Source organism: Arthrobacter paludis (assembly GCF_056782315.1).
This window is the reverse complement of record NZ_JBXAEW010000002.1, coordinates 18,831-34,527: the sequence shown is the minus strand read 5'-3', so window position 1 is coordinate 34,527 and position 15,697 is coordinate 18,831. Positions and strand designations below refer to the sequence as shown.

Genomic DNA, 15,697 nt, shown 5'->3' with positions numbered 1-15,697 from the left:
GGGTCCGGACCTAGTTCTGCGGGTACCGGCGCTCGCCCTCGCCCACGTACACCTGGCGCGGGCGGCCGATCTTCAGCCCCGGGTCCTGGATCATCTCGCGCCACTGCGCGATCCAGCCGGGGAGGCGGCCGATGGCGAACAGCACCGTGAACATCTTCTCCGGGAAGCCCATGGCCTTGTAGATCAGGCCGGTGTAGAAGTCGACGTTCGGGTACAGCTTGCGCTCGATGAAGTAGTCGTCCGCGAGGGCCTTCTCCTCGAGGCGCATGGCGATCTCGAGCAGCTCGTCGTTGCCGCCGACCTTGCCGAGGATGTCGTGCGCGGTCTGCTTGATGATCTTGGCGCGCGGGTCGTAGTTCTTGTAGACGCGGTGGCCGAAGCCCATCAGGCGGACGCCGTCCTCCTTGTTCTTCACCTTCTCCATGAAGTCCTCGGGCTTGATGCCCTGGGCCTGGATGGTGCGCAGCATCTTCAGGACGGCCTCGTTGGCGCCGCCGTGGGCGGGGCCGAACAGGGCGTTGATGCCGGCGGAGACGGAGGCGAACATGTTGGCGTTCGACGAGCCGACGAGGCGGACCGTCGAGGTCGAGCAGTTCTGCTCGTGGTCCGCGTGCAGGATCAGCAGCAGGTCCAGGGCGCGGACCATGTCCTCGTCCAGCTCGTACGGCTCGGCGGCGATGCCGAAGTTCAGCCGCATGAAGTTCTCCACGAGGTTCATGGAGTTGTCCGGGTACAGCAGGGCCTGCCCGACGGACTTCTTGTGCGCGTAGGCGGCGATGACCGGCATCTTGGCCAGCAGGCGGATGGTGGACAGCTCCACCTGCTCCTCGTTGAACGGGTCCAGGGAGTCCTGGTACCAGGTCGAGAGGGCCGACACGGCCGAGGACAGCACGGGCATCGGGTGCGCGTCGCGCGGGAACCCGTCGAAGAAGCCCTTGAGCTCCTCGTGCAGGAGCGTGTGCCGGCGGATCTTCTGGTCGAATTCCTCCAGCTGGCTCGGGGTCGGCAACTCGCCGTAGATCAGCAGGTAGGAGGTCTCCAGGAACGAGGAGTTCTGCGCCAGCTGCTCGATCGGGTACCCGCGGTAGCGGAGGATCCCGGCGTCGCCGTCGATATAGGTGATCGCGGACTTGGTGGCCGCGGTGTTCATGAAGCCGGGGTCGTAGGTGACCGTCCCCGTGGACTTCAGCAGCTTGGCGACGTCGAAGCCGTTGTTGCCTTCGACGGCCGGGACGACCGGAAGCTCGAGCTCGGTGCCGTTATACGCGAGCCGGGCAGACTGGGGAGCCGTCATGTTTTCTCCTCACCCGTGGACGGATGCTCTTCCTACAAAGCAATAATCAAGGCCACGCTACCGCCAGCGCGGGGCCCGCCACTAATCCGGGGAACCCGGCTCAGGCGGATGTGACGCCCGCGAGCCGCTCCACGGCGGCGTCGACCCGCTCGTCGGCGGCCGTCAGCGCCACGCGGACGAAGCCCTCGCCGGCCTCCCCGTAGAAGCTTCCCGGCCCGACGACGATGCCGAGCCCGGCGAGCCGGCCCACGGTGGACCACGTGTCCTCCCCGGCCGTCGCCCACAGGTAGAGCCCGGCCTCCGAGTGCCGCACGTCGAGCCCGAACGCGGCCAGGGCGGGCAGCAGGCGCTCCCGCCGGGAGCGGTACAGGTCCTTCTGCGCCGCCACGTGAGCCTCGTCGCCCAGGGCGGCGCGCATGGCCTCCTGGACGGGCCGGGGCACGATCATCCCCGCGTGCTTGCGGTTGTTGACGAGGTTCGGCATCAGGTCCGGGGCGCCGGCGACGAACGCGGCCCGGTAGCCGGCCACGTTGGACTGCTTGGACAGCGAGTACACGCTCAGCAGGCCGTGGTGGTCGCCGCCGGAGACGGCGTCCTCCAGGATGCCGGGCACGCCGGACTCCCACGGGCCCCAGCCGAGCTCGGCGTAGCACTCGTCGGAGGCCACGACGGCGCCGATGGCGCGCGCGTCGGCGACCAGCGCCGCGAGCTCCGCCGTCGTCCGCACGATCCCCGTGGGGTTGCCGGGCGAGTTGGTCCACACGAGCCGGACGCGCGAGCGCACCGTCTCGGGCAGCTCGTCGAGGCTGTCCGCCGCGACGGCCTGGGCGCCGGCCAGCCGGGCGCCGATGTCGTAGGTCGGGTAGGCGACGACCGGGCGCACGACGACGTCGCCCGGGCCGAGCCCCAGCAGCAGCGGCAGCCACGCGACCAGCTCCTTGGACCCGACGGTCGGCATGATGTGCTCGGGGTCCAGGCCGGGCGTGTTGCGCCGCCGCGCGTACCAGTCGGCGATCGCCTCGCGCAGCGCCGGCGTCCCGTGCGTGGTCGGGTAGCCGGGGGCGTCCGCGGCGTCGCGCAGCGCGCGCCGGACGACGTCGGGCGTCGGGTCCACCGGGGTGCCGATGGACAGGTCCACCGTCCCGCCGGGGTGGGCGGCGGCCCGCTCGCGGTACGGGCGCAGCGATTCCCAGGGGTAGTCGGGCAGCGTCAGCATGCGCGCCGCTAGTCCTGGTTCTGCGGGGGCAGCACGGAGACCAGCGGGTGGTCGGTGTGCGTGTTGCCGACCTTCGCGGCGCCGCCGGGCGAGCCGAGCTCGTCGAAGAACTCCACGTTGGCCTTGTAGTAGTCGGCCCACTCGTCGGGGACGTCGTCCTCGTAGTAGATCGCCTCCACCGGACACACGGGCTCGCACGCGCCGCAGTCGACGCACTCGTCCGGGTGGATGTACAGCGAGCGTTCACCCTCGTAGATGCAGTCGACCGGGCATTCCTCGACGCAGGCCTTGTCCTTCACGTCTACGCACGGCTGGGCGATGATGTACGTCACGGTACCCGGTGCCTTCCTTCGCTGGGTGGTTCGCGCCCCGGGGCGGGGCCCTGTCCTTCCGCACCAGCTTAGTCCTTTCCGGGCCGGTGCCGGGCCCCGGCTGGCGCCGCGCTACGATCGGCGCATGGCCGGGGACTTCTTCGCGGGGCTGCCGCACGGGACGCGGATCGTGGTGCGCTACCGGCGCCGGGCGGACGACGGCGGCGCCCCGCTGACCGACGCCCTCGGCGAATTCGAGGGCCGCGACGGCCCCGAGGTAGCCATCCGGACGCGCTCCGGCCTGGTCCGCGTGCCCGTAGCGGACGTCACGCACGCCAAGCGCGTGCCGCCGCCCCCGGCGCGCCGGGCCCGCTAGCCCTCCCGGTCGGGGCCGCCGTCCGGGCCCCGGCGCCCGGCCCCGCCCTGCCGCTCCCCCGTCGCGGTGCCCCCGCGGGCCCGGCGGGCCGCGTCCGGCCCGGCCTTGCGCACGGTCGGGATGCGGTCGGTGTCGGCCACGGGGGCGGTGGCCTCCGGCAGGTGCTGCCCGGGAACGGTCCCCTCCGGGACGTCGGCGGCGTGCGGGCCGGCCTCGAACGCCGTGCGCGGCCCGCGCCTCAGGTCCTCCGCGATGCGCCCGGTGACGTACCGGACGGTGTCCTGCTCGTGCACCGGCGGCGTGGGCAGCCGGTCCAGGCGCCGCCCGTCCCCGCCGTGCGGCGCGCCCGCGGGCCTCCGGCCGGCCCCGGCTCGGCCACCTTCCGCGCGGTGCCCGGCCGGTCCGGGGCGGCGGGCCGCCGCGGCGTCCCCGTCGCCGCCCCCGGGCGCGGGCTCCTCGACGGAGTCCGGGAGGCGGCGCAGCCGCGGCAGCGGCGAGAGCATGAGCGGCACGACGGCGGCGCCCGCGCCCGCGACGCCGATCCACAGGGCCGGGCCGAGCCCGGCCACCTCGCCCAGGAGGCCGCCCAGCAGCGAGGCCAGCGGGAGCACGCCCCAGACCAGGAACCGGATGGAGGCGTTCATCCGCCCCATGAGCCGCGGCGGGCAGATCCGCTGGCGCATGCTCACCTGGATGATGTTGTAGACCAGCACGCCGACGGTCATCACGAACATCGCCCCGGCCAGGACCAGGAAGCCGTCCAGCGTGCCGCCGGCCAGCAGGGACAGCGGGAAGCCCGCCATGCCGGCCACCGTCAGCGCGATGCCGATCGGAAGCGACGGCCCCTCGCCGACGCGCTCCGCGAACCAGGGGGTCACGGCCGCGGCGATCAGGCCGCCCACCGCGCCCGTGGAGTAGACGAGGCCGAGGTGCAGCCCCTCGAGGTCGAGCGTGCGCAGGGCCAGGACCGGCAGGAGCGTGAAGACGATCGTCGAGAAGAAGTTCACGATGGCCGTGCTCAGGGCGATCGGCCGGATGAGGCGGTGCCGGAGGACGTAGGCCAGGCCCTCGCGGATGTCGGCGACCAGGTGTCCGCGCTCGCGCGCCGCCGGGACCTCGCGGTCGCGGACCCGCCACAGGCACGCGGCCGAGACCAGGTAGCCGATGGCCTGCCCGATGAACAGGACCGGGGCGGCCAGGACGGCCAGCAGCGCGCCGCCGACGGCGGGGCCGGCCAGGCGCGACACCTGGCCGGTGGCCTCGAGGCGGGCGTTCGCGTCCGAGATCCGGTCCCGGTCCACCAGGTGCGGGATGTAGGACTGGTAGGAGACGTCGAAGAACACGTTGGACAGCCCGACCACGAACGCGACCAGCACCAGGTGCCACAGCTCCATGGCGCCCGTGAACCAGAGGACGGGAACGGCCAGCATCGCCGCGGCGCGGACCAGGTCCGCCTGCATCATCACGGGGCGCTTCATCCAGCGGTCCACCCAGGCGCCGGCCGGCAGCCCGATCAGCAGGAACGCGGCCGTGTTGGCCGCCGTGAGCAGCCCGACCTCCCACTCGGTCGCGCCCAGCAGCACGACGGCCAGGACGGGCAGGGCCACGGCGCCCAGCTGGGCGCCGAACTGGCTCAGGGTCTGCCCCGTCCAGAAGACCAGGAAGTTCCGGCCCCCGGGCACGCGCCAGCGGGGCGCGGTGCGGTGGGTCCGGGGCCCGCCCCCGGCGGGCTCCCGGCCCCCCGGGAACGTGCGGGACCCGGAAGCGGCCATGGATTCCTTGCGATGCGATTTGACTTCGTCAATCAGTCCGGTTTTTTACCGTATGCTGAACATATGGCAACGGACGAGGAGCTGCAAGCACGCGCGCGCGCCCTGAGCTCGCCACTGCGGCTGCGGATCCTGCGGCTCTGCCTGCACAAGCCGCGCACCAACAAGGAGATCGCGGACGTCCTGGGCCTGAATCCGGCCACCTCCCTGCACCACGTCCGGACGCTCCTCGCCACCGGCTTCCTGGAGGCCGAACCGGCCCGGCGCGGCAACCGCGGCGCCAAGGAGGTGCCCTACAAGGCGACCCGGATGTCCTGGAACACGCGCCTGCCCGACGCCGCGCCGGTCCTGCTCGAGACGTTCCTGCAGGAGATCGACGGCCTCGCGCCCAACGAGATCCAGGTCCTGCGCGTGGGATTGAAGCTCACCGAGGCGGACCAGAAGGAGATGTTGGGGCGGATCCGCGAGGTCGTGTCGGAATACGCGCTGCGCCCGGCCGGCGACGGCGGCGTCGCCACGAGCCTGTTCATCGCGCACCACCTGGACCAGACCGCGGGCTGACGCCGCGGCCCGCGGCGGCGTCCGGGCCGCGGCGCCCGCCGCGGCGCTCGGGGGCGGTGCTACCGGCGCAGCGTCCGGGCCGCGAGGACGAGGGCGACGAGCGTGGTGACGACGATCCCGTACGTCCAGATCGCCCCGGCGAGGGCCGGGCCGGGCAGCGCGCCGAACCGGCCCAGGCCGACGACCATCCGGTTGAACTCGTCGAGGGACACCGCCGCGACGGCCGCGTAGGCGACGATCCCGGCCGCCCCGGCGACCCAGACCCGTTCGGCGTAGAGGGCCGCCAGCGTGCACAGGGCCCCGGCGAGCACGAGCGCGAACACCGCGCCCCACGGCACGGGGGTCGTCCCGACGTAGAGCAGCTGCCCGTGCAGCATCGTCCCGAGGACCGCCGCCAGCAGGCCGGCCAGCACGGCCGCGATGAGCCCCGTGAGAACGGCCAGGACGCCGCCGTCGTCGGCCATGGGGCTAGGCGCGCGCCCGGGCCCGGGCGGCCTTGAGGCGGTCGCTCGAGTTGAGGATCACCTTGCGGATGCGGATGGCCTCCGGGGTGATCTCCACGCACTCGTCCTCGCGCGCGAACTCGAGGGACTCCTCGAGCGTGAGCGTGCGCGGCGGCGTGAGGTTCTCGAAGGAGTCCGCCGTGGAGGAGCGCATGTTGGTGAGCTTCTTCTCCTTGGTGATGTTGACGTCCATGTCGTCGGCGCGCGAGTTCTCGCCGACGATCATGCCCTCGTACACCTCGGAGGTCGGCTGCACGAAGAACGTGCCGCGCTCCTGGAGGTTGATCATCGCGAACGGCGTCACGACGCCGGCACGGTCGGCCACCATGGAGCCGTTGGTGCGGTACTCGATCTCCCCGGCCCACGGCTCGTAGCCGTCGGCGAGGGAGGCCGCGATGCCGGACCCGCGGGTCTCGGTGAGGAAGCGCGTGCGGAAGCCGATCAGGCCGCGGGCCGGGACCGTGAACTCCATGCGGACCCAGCCGGTGCCGTGGTTGGTCATGTTGACCATGCGGCCCTTGCGGGCGGCCATGAGCTGGGTGACGGAGCCGAGGTACTCCTCGGGCACGTCGATGGTCATGCGCTCCATCGGCTCGTGGACCTTGCCGTCGACGGTGCGGGTGACGACCTGCGGCTTGCCCACGGTGAGCTCGAAGCCCTCGCGGCGCATCTGCTCCACGAGGATCGCCAGCGCCAGCTCGCCGCGGCCCTGGACCTCCCACGCGTCCGGGCGCTCGGTCGGCAGCACGCGCAGGGACACGTTGCCGATGAGCTCCTTGTCGAGGCGGTCCTTGACCTGGCGGGCGGTGACCTTGGCGCCCTTGACCTTGCCGGCCAGCGGGGAGGTGTTGATGCCGATGGTCATCGAGATGGCCGGGTCGTCGACGGTGATCAGGGGCAGCGGCCGCGGGTTCTCGAGGTCGGTGAGCGTCTCGCCGATCATGATGTCCTCGATGCCGGCGACGGCGACGATCTCGCCCGGGCCGGCGGACTCGGCCGGGACGCGCTCCAGGCCCTTGGTGGCGAGCAGCTCGGTGATCTTGACCTGCTTCAGCTCGCCGTCGCGGCGGGCCCACGCGACCTGCTGGCCCTTGCGCAGGGTGCCGTTGAAGATGCGCAGCAGCGCGAGGCGGCCCAGGAACGGGGAGGCGTCGAGGTTGGTCACGTGCGCCTGCAGGACCTCCTCCGGGTTGTAGGAGGGGGCCGGGACGTGCTCCATGATCGTGGCGAACAGCGGCTCCAGGTCCTCGGAGTCCGGCAGCGCGCCGTCGCCCGGCTGCGTGAGCGACGCGCGCCCGGCCTTGCCGGAGGCGTAGACCACCGGCACGTTCAGCACGGAGTCCAGGTCCAGGTCCGGGACCTCGTCGGACAGGTCGGAGGCGAGGCCCAGGAGCAGGTCCATGGCGTCGGAGACGACGCCGTCGATGCGCGCGTCCGGGCGGTCGGTCTTGTTCACGACCAGCACGACGGGCAGCTTCGCGGCGAGGGCCTTGCGCAGCACGAAGCGCGTCTGCGGCAGCGGGCCCTCGGAGGCGTCGACGAGCAGCACGACGCCGTCGACCATCGACAGGCCGCGCTCGACCTCGCCGCCGAAGTCGGCGTGGCCGGGGGTGTCGATGACGTTGATGGTGATGGTCTTGCCCTGGGCGGCGGGGCCGGAGTAGAACACGGTGGTGTTCTTGGCGAGGATGGTGATGCCCTTCTCGCGCTCGAGCTCGCCCGAGTCCATGACGCGTTCGCCGGTGTCCCCGTGGGTGGAGAACGCACCGGTCTGCGAGAGCATCGCGTCGACCAGGGTCGTCTTGCCGTGGTCGACGTGCGCCACGATGGCGACGTTGCGGAGGTCTTCGCGCAGGGCGGTGGTGATCTCAGTCATGGGAGGATTGGGACTCGCTTCCGTGGGGGCAGTCTGGCGCGGACGCGCCGGGGCCGACGCTGGGCCCAAGAATCAATTCTACCGCCAGCGTCAACTCGCGCGCGACGTGGCGCTGGACACAGGGCGCGCAGGCGACGGCGGCGCCGCCTCCGCGGCGCGGCGGCCGGATGCCAGGAAGCGGCACCGGGACCGAACCCGGTGCCGCCTCCTCCCCCGAGGCCGCCGGGGCGACAGGGCGCCCCGGCCGTCTGTGGGCGCGGGGCCGGAACCCCGCCGCCGGGCCCTCCTAGGAGGCGCCCGCCTCATCCAGGAGGCGGCGCCGCTCCTCCCGGCGCTGGCGCTGCTCGCCCGGCTCCGGAACGGGGGCCGCCGCCAGCAGGCGCTGGGTGTAGGGGTCCTCCGGCGCGTGGAGCACGCGGCGGGTCGGACCGAACTCGACCATCTGTCCGTCCTTCATGACCAGCACCGAGTGCGCCAGCTGGTCGACGACGGCCAGGTCGTGGCTGACGAACAGGCACGCGAACTCGAAGCGCTCCTGCAGGTCGGCGAGCATCTCCAGCACGGCCGCCTGGACGGAGACGTCCAGCGCGGACGTGGGCTCGTCGGCGATGAGCAGTTCCGGTTCCAGGCTGAGCGCGCGGGCGATGCTGACGCGCTGGCGCTGGCCGCCGGAGAGCTCGTGCGGATAGCGGTTGACGACGCTGCGGGGCAGCCGCACCGCGTCCAGCAGCTCCTCGGCCCGCCGCAGCTGCGTGCGCCGGTTGCCGCGCCGGTGCACGACGAGCGGCTCGACGATGCAGTCGCCGATCGGGAAGCGGGGGTTCAGCGACGCCGCCGGGTCCTGGAAAACGACGCCGATCCGCTCGCGGGCCGTCCGGGCGGCCCTGCCCCGGAGGGCAGCCAGGTTCTGCCCGTGGACCCGCAGTTCGCCGGACGCGACCGGCAGCAGCCCGAGCACGGCCTTCGCGACCGTGGACTTGCCGGAGCCGGACTCGCCGACGATCCCGAGGATCTCCCCGGGGAAGGCCTGGAAGGAGACCCCCTCCACCGCGCGGAACGTCTTGCCCCGCATGGAGTACTCGATGACCAGGTCGCGGGCCTCGAGCACGGGCCGGCGGTCGGCCTCTGGAGTGGCCTCGGGCGCCTCCCCGGCTTCGTCGTCGTGGCGGCCCTTGCCCAGGTGGGGGACGGCGGCGAGGAGCTTCTGCGTATAGGGGTGCTGTGGGTGGTTCATCACCTGGTCGGCGGTGCCCGTTTCGACCAGGCGGCCCTGGAGCATGACGGCGACCCGGTCCGCGATGTCGGCGACGACGCCCATGTTGTGCGTGATCAGCAGGATGCCCGCATCGAGGCGGTCCCGCAGCTCGCGCAACAGGTCCAGGATCTCGGCCTGCACGGTGACGTCCAGGGCCGTCGTCGGCTCGTCGGCGATGATGACGGTCGGGTCGCAGGAGATCGCCATGGCGATGACGATGCGCTGGCGCTGTCCCCCCGAGAACTGGTGCGGGTACTGCTTGATGCGCCGGGCCGCGTCGGGGATGCCCACCGTCTCGAGCAGCCCGACGGCCCGCCGCCGCGCGTCGTCGCCGTACGCGATGCCGTGCAGCTCGAGCGACTCGGTGAGCTGGTCCTCCACGGTCAGCACCGGGTTCAGCGCCGTCATCGGCTCCTGGAAGACCATGGCGATCTTCGTCGCGCGCATGGCGCGCACCTTGGCGGGGGCCAGCGTGACGACGTCGACGCCGTCGACCTCGGCCCGCCCGGTCACCCGCGCGTTGCCGGGCAGCAGCCCCATGGCCGCGGTCGAGGTAACCGACTTGCCGGACCCGGACTCTCCGACCAGCGCGACGACCTCCCCGGGCCGGACCTCCAGCGACAGCCCCTTGACCGCGTGGACGTCCTCGAACTCGGTCTGGAAGACGACGTCGAGGTCCTCGAACCGCAGGGCCGGCGCCGCGGCCGCCGGGGCGTCCGTGTGCACTTCGCATTCCAGGCTCATCGCTTGGCCTTCCTGTCCTTGAGGGTGGCCATGCGCCGCTTCTTGCGCCCGCCCTGCCGGGGGTCGAACGCGTCGCGCAGGCCGTCGCCGATGAAGTTCACGCTGAGGGCGATCGCCAGGATGATGACGCCCGGCCACCAGAACAGCCACGGCCGGTTGGTGAACGCGTTCTGGTACTGGCTGATGAGCAGGCCCAGGGAGGAGTCCGGGGGCTGCACGCCGAAGCCGAGGAAGCTCAGTGACGTCTCGAGCAGGATCGCCGCGGCGATGGCGAACGTCGCGTTCACCACGATCACGCCGACCGTGTTCGGCAGCAGGTGCCGGAAGATGATGCGTCCGGGTCCCGCCCCCATGGCCTGCGCGGCCGCCACGAAGTCCCGCTCCCGCAGCGAGAGGATCTCGCCGCGGACGAGCCGGGCGAGGCCGGTCCAGGTGACCAGGCCCAGCACGACGCCCAGGGCCACGACGTTCGAGCCCCCCGCGATACGGCCGAGAACGGCCGCCAGGACGAGCAGCGGGATCACGATGAACAGGTCCGTCACGCGCATCAGGACGGCGTCGATCCATCCCCGGTAGTAGCCCGACACGGCGCCGATCACGGAGCCGATGGCCGTGGCCACCAGGCCCACGAGCAGCGCGATGATCAGGGACTGCTGCGTGCCGCGCATGACCAGCGCGAAGTAGTCCTTGCCGACGGAGTCCTGCCCGAACGGATGCTCGCCCCAGACGAGGCCCGCTCCCCCGAGCCAGGTGGGAACGACGCTGAGGGTCGGGACGCCGCCGTCCACGACGAGCCCGGCCTGCGTGTACTCCTGGTCCCACCAGCCGGGGATCCCGGCGAAGCCGATCGAGGAGAAGGCGAGGATGGTGATCACCGCGAGCACGCCGGTGGAGACCATGGCGCCGCGGTGCGCGAAGAAGCGGCGCCGGACCAGCTGCCCCTGGCTCAGGGACCTCTCGGTGGTGGAGCGGAGTTTGGCGTCCTCGACCTCGGCCAGCGACGCGAGTTCCATGTCGTTGTGGAGACGCGGATCGTCGGGCTCCGCGTGCCGCCCGGTCTGCATGATGTGCGTCATACCCTGATCCTTGGGTCGAGAATGGCGTAGAAGATGTCGGCCAGCATGTTGAACAGCACGGCCGCTGTCCCGGTCACCAGGAAGAAGGCCATCACCGGGGCGGGGTCGACCGCCCGCAGGCCCGTGAGGAACAGCTCGCCCATGCCCTTCCAGCCGAAGACCTGCTCCGTGATGACGGCGCCGCCGATGAGGTTGGCGAAGTCGAACGCGGCAATCGTCGCGATGGGGATCAGCGCGTTGCGGAACGCGTGCTTGAGGATCACGGTGCGCTCCGACAGGCCCTTGGACCGCGCGGTGCGGATGTAGTCCTGCTGCCCGACCTCGAGCATCGAGGACCGCGTGTACCGCGAGTAGCTGGCCAGGGAGATCACCGCGAGCAGGAGCGTGGGCAGCAGCAGCTGCGCGCCCTTGTCCAGGAACTGCTCCCAGAACGTGCCGTCGAAGTTCGGCGTCTCGGACCCGATGGTGGAGATCGGCCGCGGCTTCAGCTCCAGGAACCCGGGCCAGGCCCGGAACAGGTGGTCGAGGACCGTCAGGAAGGCAATGGTCAGCGACGTCACGGTGGAGGCGATCAGGGCCCGCGTCCGCACGTGTCCGCCCCAGATCCGTGCCGCCGCGATCGGAACGCCGACGACGGGGATGACGAGCACGAGCAGGAGCCACCACGACGGGTCCTGCAGTGGCCCGAACACCGCCCAGTAGGCGATGGCGCCGATGGCCCACGTGACGCCGACGGGAATCAGCACCCGGCGCTCGCGCAGGCCCGCCGTCATGATCGTGGCGGACAGGCCGACGGCCGCGCCCAGCACGAGGATGGGTCCGTAGCCCAACTGCGGGAAGCGGTAGAAGTTGAGCCAGTCGAGGTACGGCAGCGCCACGCCGACGAAGGCGGCGGTCGCGGCGAACGTGATCAGGCGGCGCCGGAGGCTCCCGGCCAGGAACACCTGGACGAGGAACCCCGCCAGCAACGCGATGAGGACGATCTGGCCCGGCGGGAAGCCGGGTTCCCGGAGCCAGTCGTTGTATCCGATCGCCAGGTACTCCTTGAAGAGCACGGCGGCCCAGAACACCGGGAGCGAGAAGAAGAGGAAGGTCAGGAACGTCACCGAGTAGTCGAGCCCGGAGTACTGCCGGATGGCCGTGAGCAGCCCGATCAGGATGCCGAAGATGGCGGCGAGCACGGTGGCGAGGAAGACCAGCCGCAGTGTGGAGGATGCGGCGTTGGCGAGCAGGTCGGTGACCTCCTGGCCCGAGCGGTTGGTCCCAAGGTCGCAGCGGAGGACGAAGCACTGGCCGACGCCCGTGAGCCACGTCCAGTAGCGCTGGTACCACGGCTGGTCCAGGTTCATGAAGTCGATGCGCCTGCGGATCAGCTCGTCGCGGTTTTCGGCGTTGCTTTCGCGCAGGTCCTGCAGCGGGTCCCCGGAGTTCACCACGAGGACGTACAGGAGGAGTGAGGCCCCGAACAGGATGATGACGGAGGCCCCGAGTCGGCGGAGGATGAATCTCAGCACTGTGGGTCTTGCCTTTCGAGCTGGCGGCCGCCTGTCGCGCCGCGGGGGCCCGGGTCTAGCCCGGGCCCCCGCGGTCGGACAGGCCGTCGCGAGGACGGGTCAGGGGGCCGCTACTCGGCGCGGACCCACTGGTGCGCGTTCCAGATGCTCTGGTTCTGGGTCGCGGTCTGCCGGACGTTCATGATGTCCGACCCGGCCCCCGTGACGCCCGGGTGCGCGAACAGCGGGATGACGGCGAGGTCCTCCCAGAGCAGCCGCTCGATCTCCTTCTGCTGCTCCTTGTGGACTTCCGGATCCATGCTGGTCACCAGCTTCTGCCACGCGGCGTCCACCTCCGGGTTGGAGTACTGCCCGTAGTTCTGCGGCTTGCCGGTGCCGTAGATGTTCTCGCCGGACGTGATCTGGCCGGAGCCGGCCCACGCGAACAGGGCGAGGTCGTAGTCGCCGTTGGGCAGCGTCTTGGTGAAGAACTCGCCGCTGCCGACGTCGGTGACCTTGAAGCCGGCCTCCTCGCACGAGGAGGTGATCAGGGAGACCTCCTGGGCGCGGCGCGGGTTCGGCGAGTTGTAGCCGATCCGCAGCTCCTGGCCCACCGCGTCCTGCTCCTCGAGGATCTGCTTCGCGCCCTCGACGTCGGCCTCGTCGTAGCTGCCGTCGTAGGCGGCCTCGGCGATCTCGTCGTAGTTGTCGTGGAACGGGAAGACCTCGCGCAGGTTCATGACCTCCGCCTCCGGGTTCACCGGCTTGATGAGGTTGTCCACGATCAGCTGGCGCGGAATGCACTTGGCCACGGCCTCGCGGAGCTCCCGGCTCTCGCCGAACGCGTTGCCCTCGGCGAAGTTGAAGTCCAGGTGCTCCCACGTCAGGGTGTCGCCCCGAAGCAGCTGGACCTGGTCGCCCAGCCCCTCGAGCTGCGAGACGGTATCGACCGTCGCCTGCGGGTCGACGACGTCGAGGTCGCCGTTCTCGAGCGCCTGGACGTGCGTGTCGGCCGCGGCGAAGCGGATCGTGATCTGCTTCGTGGCCGGCGGCGTGCCCCAGTACTCCTCGTTGGCGGTCAGCGTGATGGACTGGCCCGGCTCCCACGACTTGAAGACGTAGGGGCCGTTGGACAGCGCGAGCTCCGGGTCGGGCAGCTTGCCGGGCGCGGTGTCCCAGCCGGTGTTCCAGAAGTCCGCGGCCTTCTTCAGGGCCTGGGCGTCGCCCTCGCGGGCCGCCTGCACGAACTCCTCGACACTGAGGCCGCCCTGCTCGGCCACCACGTGGGCCGGGTGCAGCAGGAGCGTCTGGAGCTCCCAGTCCGGGTTGGGCTCCGCGTAGGTGACCGTGAACTCCTTGGAGTCGGGCGCCCCCTCCGGCCCCTTCGGGATGTCGTCGCCCAGGTCCGCGGACACGGAGTTGAAGATGGGCTTGCCGCCGACTGCCAGGTTGGCGTTCTGATGGGCCCACGCCAGCACCGCGTCGGCGGTGGTGACCGGGGTGCCGTCGGACCACTTGGCGTCCGGGTTGATCGTGTACTTGATCGTCAGCGGGTCCTCCGAGGTGACCTCGTAGGAGCCCACCTCCTCGTTCGTGTGGACCTCGCCGTCCGTCCCGAAGTAGGAGAAGTTCTGCTGCATCCGGTCGACGACGATCGAGTTGTACGTGCTGTACGCCTCGGGCGTGAAGCCGTTGTAGCTGGTGAATTCGTCCTCGCCGACCGAGTAGCTGATGGTGTCGTCCTTGGTCTGGACGTCGCCGAGGTCCGCGTAACCGGAGTTCTCCGGCTCCACCGTGAACCGGCCCTGGCCCTGGGCCTGGTCCTGGCCCTGCTCGGACTGCTGCGTCTCCCCCGGTCCGCCGGGTGAGCACGCGCTCACGGCCAGCGTCAGTGCGGCGCCGAGCGCCACGGCCTTCGAAACACGCTTGAAACGCATTCCGCCTCCTCAAAAGCAAGTGTGGGTTTCTCTTGGATGGCACCCGGTGTGGGCCGGGTCGGCGACACCACCGGGAGTGGCGCGCTTCACATTCACCTTATCGGGCGATCCCGCGCTTGGATATAAAAATCACGTTTCAGATCACGTCGTTACTGAGTCGAAACTTTAGGTGAGGTAGGTCACTTTCCGCCGCTCGATGACCGCGATGGCGCGGATCCGCGGAAATCAAGGGTTTCTTTCACGCCGGAGGGGCGGCAGGGCGGCACCACGTTACCGATTGGTATTCACCGAGCAGTCCGAAGAAATATTCTCCGTCTTGGGCGTGTCGCGCCGACGACCTTCCCCCGGGGCGCGGTGGGCCCCAAACAGGGCGTCGAGGTCCGGCGGCCGATAGTCCGGTCCCTTCACGGCCTTCCCGTTCCCGGCGGGCTCCTTGGTCATGTTGGACGCGTGGATCGCGTCGGTCACGCGGTCGAGGTCGATCCCGAAGTGCAGGGCCGAGCCGTAGACGACGTAGGCCAGGTCGCCCAGCGCGTCGGCGATCCCGACGAGGTCGCCGGCCTCCACGGCCTCGCGCAGCTCCCGGGCCTCCTCCTCGATGAACTCGCACCGGCGGACGGCGCCCTCGGGGGCGGGCTCGGGAACCGTGCGCACGTCGGCGCCGACGCGCCCGTGGAACTCCCGCACCTGTCGGGCGAGCCGGGACGGCCCCGCGGGAGCGTCCACGCCGCCTTCGGGCGGCCCCGCTGCGGCGCCGCCGTCGCCCTCCCCCGCGCCGCCGCGGCGGGCGCTAGCCACGCTCGACGACGGCGGCCAGGCGGTCGATCGACTCCCGCAGCATCTCGCACGTCGTGGCGCGGGCCCGGCGCAGGCGCTTCTCGTCGGCCAGGTGCGTCCAGTCGTAGGTGTGCGTCACCCGGGTGCGGCCGCCGTCCAGTGGCTCGAGGTCCCAGGCCCACTCCTGGCCGAACGGCTCCCCGCCCGGCTCCGAGGGGCGCCAGGCGATGCGCCGGGCCTCCTCGAACCCCACCACGTGGTTCTCGCGGTCCTGCCCGCTGGTCAGGGTCATGGTGAACGACTGTCCCGCCCCCGTGACGCGCTGGCCGGCCGGGGCCGCGGCGAGGTTGTCGTTGCCGTCCCACTCGGGCTGGCGGGCGGGGTCGGCGATGAGTTCGAAGATGGCGGCGGCGTCGGCGGCGACCTCGCGGGAGGCGCTGACGACGCGGGGCTCGGTGGTGTCCGTCATGGGCCTCAGTGAACCATCGCCGACGGCGGGGCTCCAATCG

Annotated in this window: 14 protein-coding genes; 2 read left to right on the top strand and 12 right to left on the bottom strand. The window is 71.3% G+C overall.

The features are described 5' to 3' along the window. Positions 1-10: 10 nt before the first annotated feature. The 3 genes from AC1Q5D_RS01675 to fdxA form a co-directional block, all read right to left on the bottom strand. A complete protein-coding gene (locus tag AC1Q5D_RS01675; RefSeq protein WP_481736828.1) occupies positions 11-1,294 on the bottom strand; it encodes a citrate synthase in 1,284 nt (427 codons plus the stop codon). 100 nt (positions 1,295-1,394) lie between these two features. After that, the gene (gene dapC / locus AC1Q5D_RS01670) at positions 1,395-2,510 is read right to left on the bottom strand and encodes a succinyldiaminopimelate transaminase (protein ID WP_481736827.1); all 1,116 of its coding nucleotides are present in this window, start codon (positions 2,508-2,510) and stop codon (positions 1,395-1,397) included. A gap of 8 nt (positions 2,511-2,518) precedes the next feature. After that, positions 2,519-2,842, bottom strand: coding sequence for a ferredoxin (gene fdxA / locus AC1Q5D_RS01665; protein ID WP_481736826.1), 324 nt, complete (start codon positions 2,840-2,842; stop codon positions 2,519-2,521). 124 nt (positions 2,843-2,966) lie between these two features. On the opposite strand from fdxA, the gene AC1Q5D_RS01660 reads away from it, so the two are divergent. Further along, complete coding sequence (locus tag AC1Q5D_RS01660) at positions 2,967-3,197, top strand: putative acetyltransferase (protein WP_481736825.1); 231 nt, start codon at positions 2,967-2,969, stop codon at positions 3,195-3,197. Here the strand turns inward: AC1Q5D_RS01660 and AC1Q5D_RS01655 are convergent. Beyond that, positions 3,194-4,969 (bottom strand): MFS transporter, encoded by a 1,776-nt coding sequence (locus AC1Q5D_RS01655; RefSeq protein WP_481736824.1) that lies wholly within the window; start codon positions 4,967-4,969, stop codon positions 3,194-3,196. The two genes, AC1Q5D_RS01660 and AC1Q5D_RS01655, sit on opposite strands and share 4 nt — an antisense overlap. Positions 4,970-5,032: 63 nt before the next feature. On the opposite strand from AC1Q5D_RS01655, the gene AC1Q5D_RS01650 reads away from it, so the two are divergent. Beyond that, entirely contained in the window at positions 5,033-5,527 is a 495-nt protein-coding gene (locus tag AC1Q5D_RS01650; RefSeq protein ID WP_481736823.1) for a helix-turn-helix domain-containing protein, read from the top strand. A 59-nt stretch (positions 5,528-5,586) separates the two neighbouring features. On the opposite strand, the gene AC1Q5D_RS01645 is transcribed toward AC1Q5D_RS01650, so the two are convergent. The 8 genes from AC1Q5D_RS01645 to AC1Q5D_RS01610 all read right to left on the bottom strand — a co-directional run bounded on the left by AC1Q5D_RS01645 (position 5,587) and on the right by AC1Q5D_RS01610 (position 15,657). Next, the gene (locus tag AC1Q5D_RS01645) at positions 5,587-5,991 is read right to left on the bottom strand and encodes a hypothetical protein (protein ID WP_481736822.1); all 405 of its coding nucleotides are present in this window, start codon (positions 5,989-5,991) and stop codon (positions 5,587-5,589) included. A 4-nt stretch (positions 5,992-5,995) separates the two neighbouring features. Then, the gene (typA, locus tag AC1Q5D_RS01640; protein WP_481736821.1) at positions 5,996-7,906 is read right to left on the bottom strand and encodes a translational GTPase TypA; all 1,911 of its coding nucleotides are present in this window, start codon (positions 7,904-7,906) and stop codon (positions 5,996-5,998) included. Between the two features lie 286 nt (positions 7,907-8,192). Beyond that, entirely contained in the window at positions 8,193-9,905 is a 1,713-nt protein-coding gene (locus tag AC1Q5D_RS01635) for an ABC transporter ATP-binding protein (protein WP_481736820.1), read from the bottom strand. Further along, positions 9,902-10,981, bottom strand: coding sequence for an ABC transporter permease (locus AC1Q5D_RS01630; RefSeq protein WP_481736819.1), 1,080 nt, complete (start codon positions 10,979-10,981; stop codon positions 9,902-9,904). The genes AC1Q5D_RS01635 and AC1Q5D_RS01630 overlap by 4 nt, the downstream gene beginning before the upstream one ends. Continuing rightward, entirely contained in the window at positions 10,978-12,495 is a 1,518-nt protein-coding gene (locus tag AC1Q5D_RS01625) for an ABC transporter permease (RefSeq protein ID WP_481736818.1), read from the bottom strand. Before AC1Q5D_RS01625 ends, AC1Q5D_RS01630 begins: the two co-directional genes overlap by 4 nt. A gap of 110 nt (positions 12,496-12,605) precedes the next feature. Continuing rightward, positions 12,606-14,411: an ABC transporter family substrate-binding protein gene (locus AC1Q5D_RS01620; protein WP_481736817.1), complete on the bottom strand. Its 1,806-nt coding sequence runs from the start codon at positions 14,409-14,411 to the stop codon at positions 12,606-12,608. 270 nt (positions 14,412-14,681) lie between these two features. Continuing rightward, a complete protein-coding gene (locus AC1Q5D_RS01615) occupies positions 14,682-15,137 on the bottom strand; it encodes a pyrophosphohydrolase domain-containing protein (protein ID WP_481736816.1) in 456 nt (151 codons plus the stop codon). Between the two features lie 64 nt (positions 15,138-15,201). Next, positions 15,202-15,657: an SRPBCC family protein gene (locus AC1Q5D_RS01610; RefSeq protein ID WP_481736815.1), complete on the bottom strand. Its 456-nt coding sequence runs from the start codon at positions 15,655-15,657 to the stop codon at positions 15,202-15,204. Positions 15,658-15,697 lie beyond the last annotated feature (40 nt).

Coding starts and splice junctions, on each gene's coding strand:
- AC1Q5D_RS01645 (WP_481736822.1), bottom strand. CDS start 5,991: ATGGCCGACGACGGCGGCGTCCTGGCCGTTCTCACGGGGCTCATCGCG.
- typA (WP_481736821.1), bottom strand. CDS start 7,906: ATGACTGAGATCACCACCGCCCTGCGCGAAGACCTCCGCAACGTCGCC.
- AC1Q5D_RS01635 (WP_481736820.1), bottom strand. CDS start 9,905: ATGAGCCTGGAATGCGAAGTGCACACGGACGCCCCGGCGGCCGCGGCG.
- AC1Q5D_RS01675 (WP_481736828.1), bottom strand. CDS start 1,294: ATGACGGCTCCCCAGTCTGCCCGGCTCGCGTATAACGGCACCGAGCTC.
- dapC (WP_481736827.1), bottom strand. CDS start 2,510: ATGCTGACGCTGCCCGACTACCCCTGGGAATCGCTGCGCCCGTACCGC.
- AC1Q5D_RS01620 (WP_481736817.1), bottom strand. CDS start 14,411: ATGCGTTTCAAGCGTGTTTCGAAGGCCGTGGCGCTCGGCGCCGCACTG.
- AC1Q5D_RS01630 (WP_481736819.1), bottom strand. CDS start 10,981: ATGACGCACATCATGCAGACCGGGCGGCACGCGGAGCCCGACGATCCG.
- AC1Q5D_RS01610 (WP_481736815.1), bottom strand. CDS start 15,657: ATGACGGACACCACCGAGCCCCGCGTCGTCAGCGCCTCCCGCGAGGTC.
- AC1Q5D_RS01650 (WP_481736823.1), top strand. CDS start 5,033: ATGGCAACGGACGAGGAGCTGCAAGCACGCGCGCGCGCCCTGAGCTCG.
- AC1Q5D_RS01660 (WP_481736825.1), top strand. CDS start 2,967: ATGGCCGGGGACTTCTTCGCGGGGCTGCCGCACGGGACGCGGATCGTG.
- AC1Q5D_RS01655 (WP_481736824.1), bottom strand. CDS start 4,969: ATGGCCGCTTCCGGGTCCCGCACGTTCCCGGGGGGCCGGGAGCCCGCC.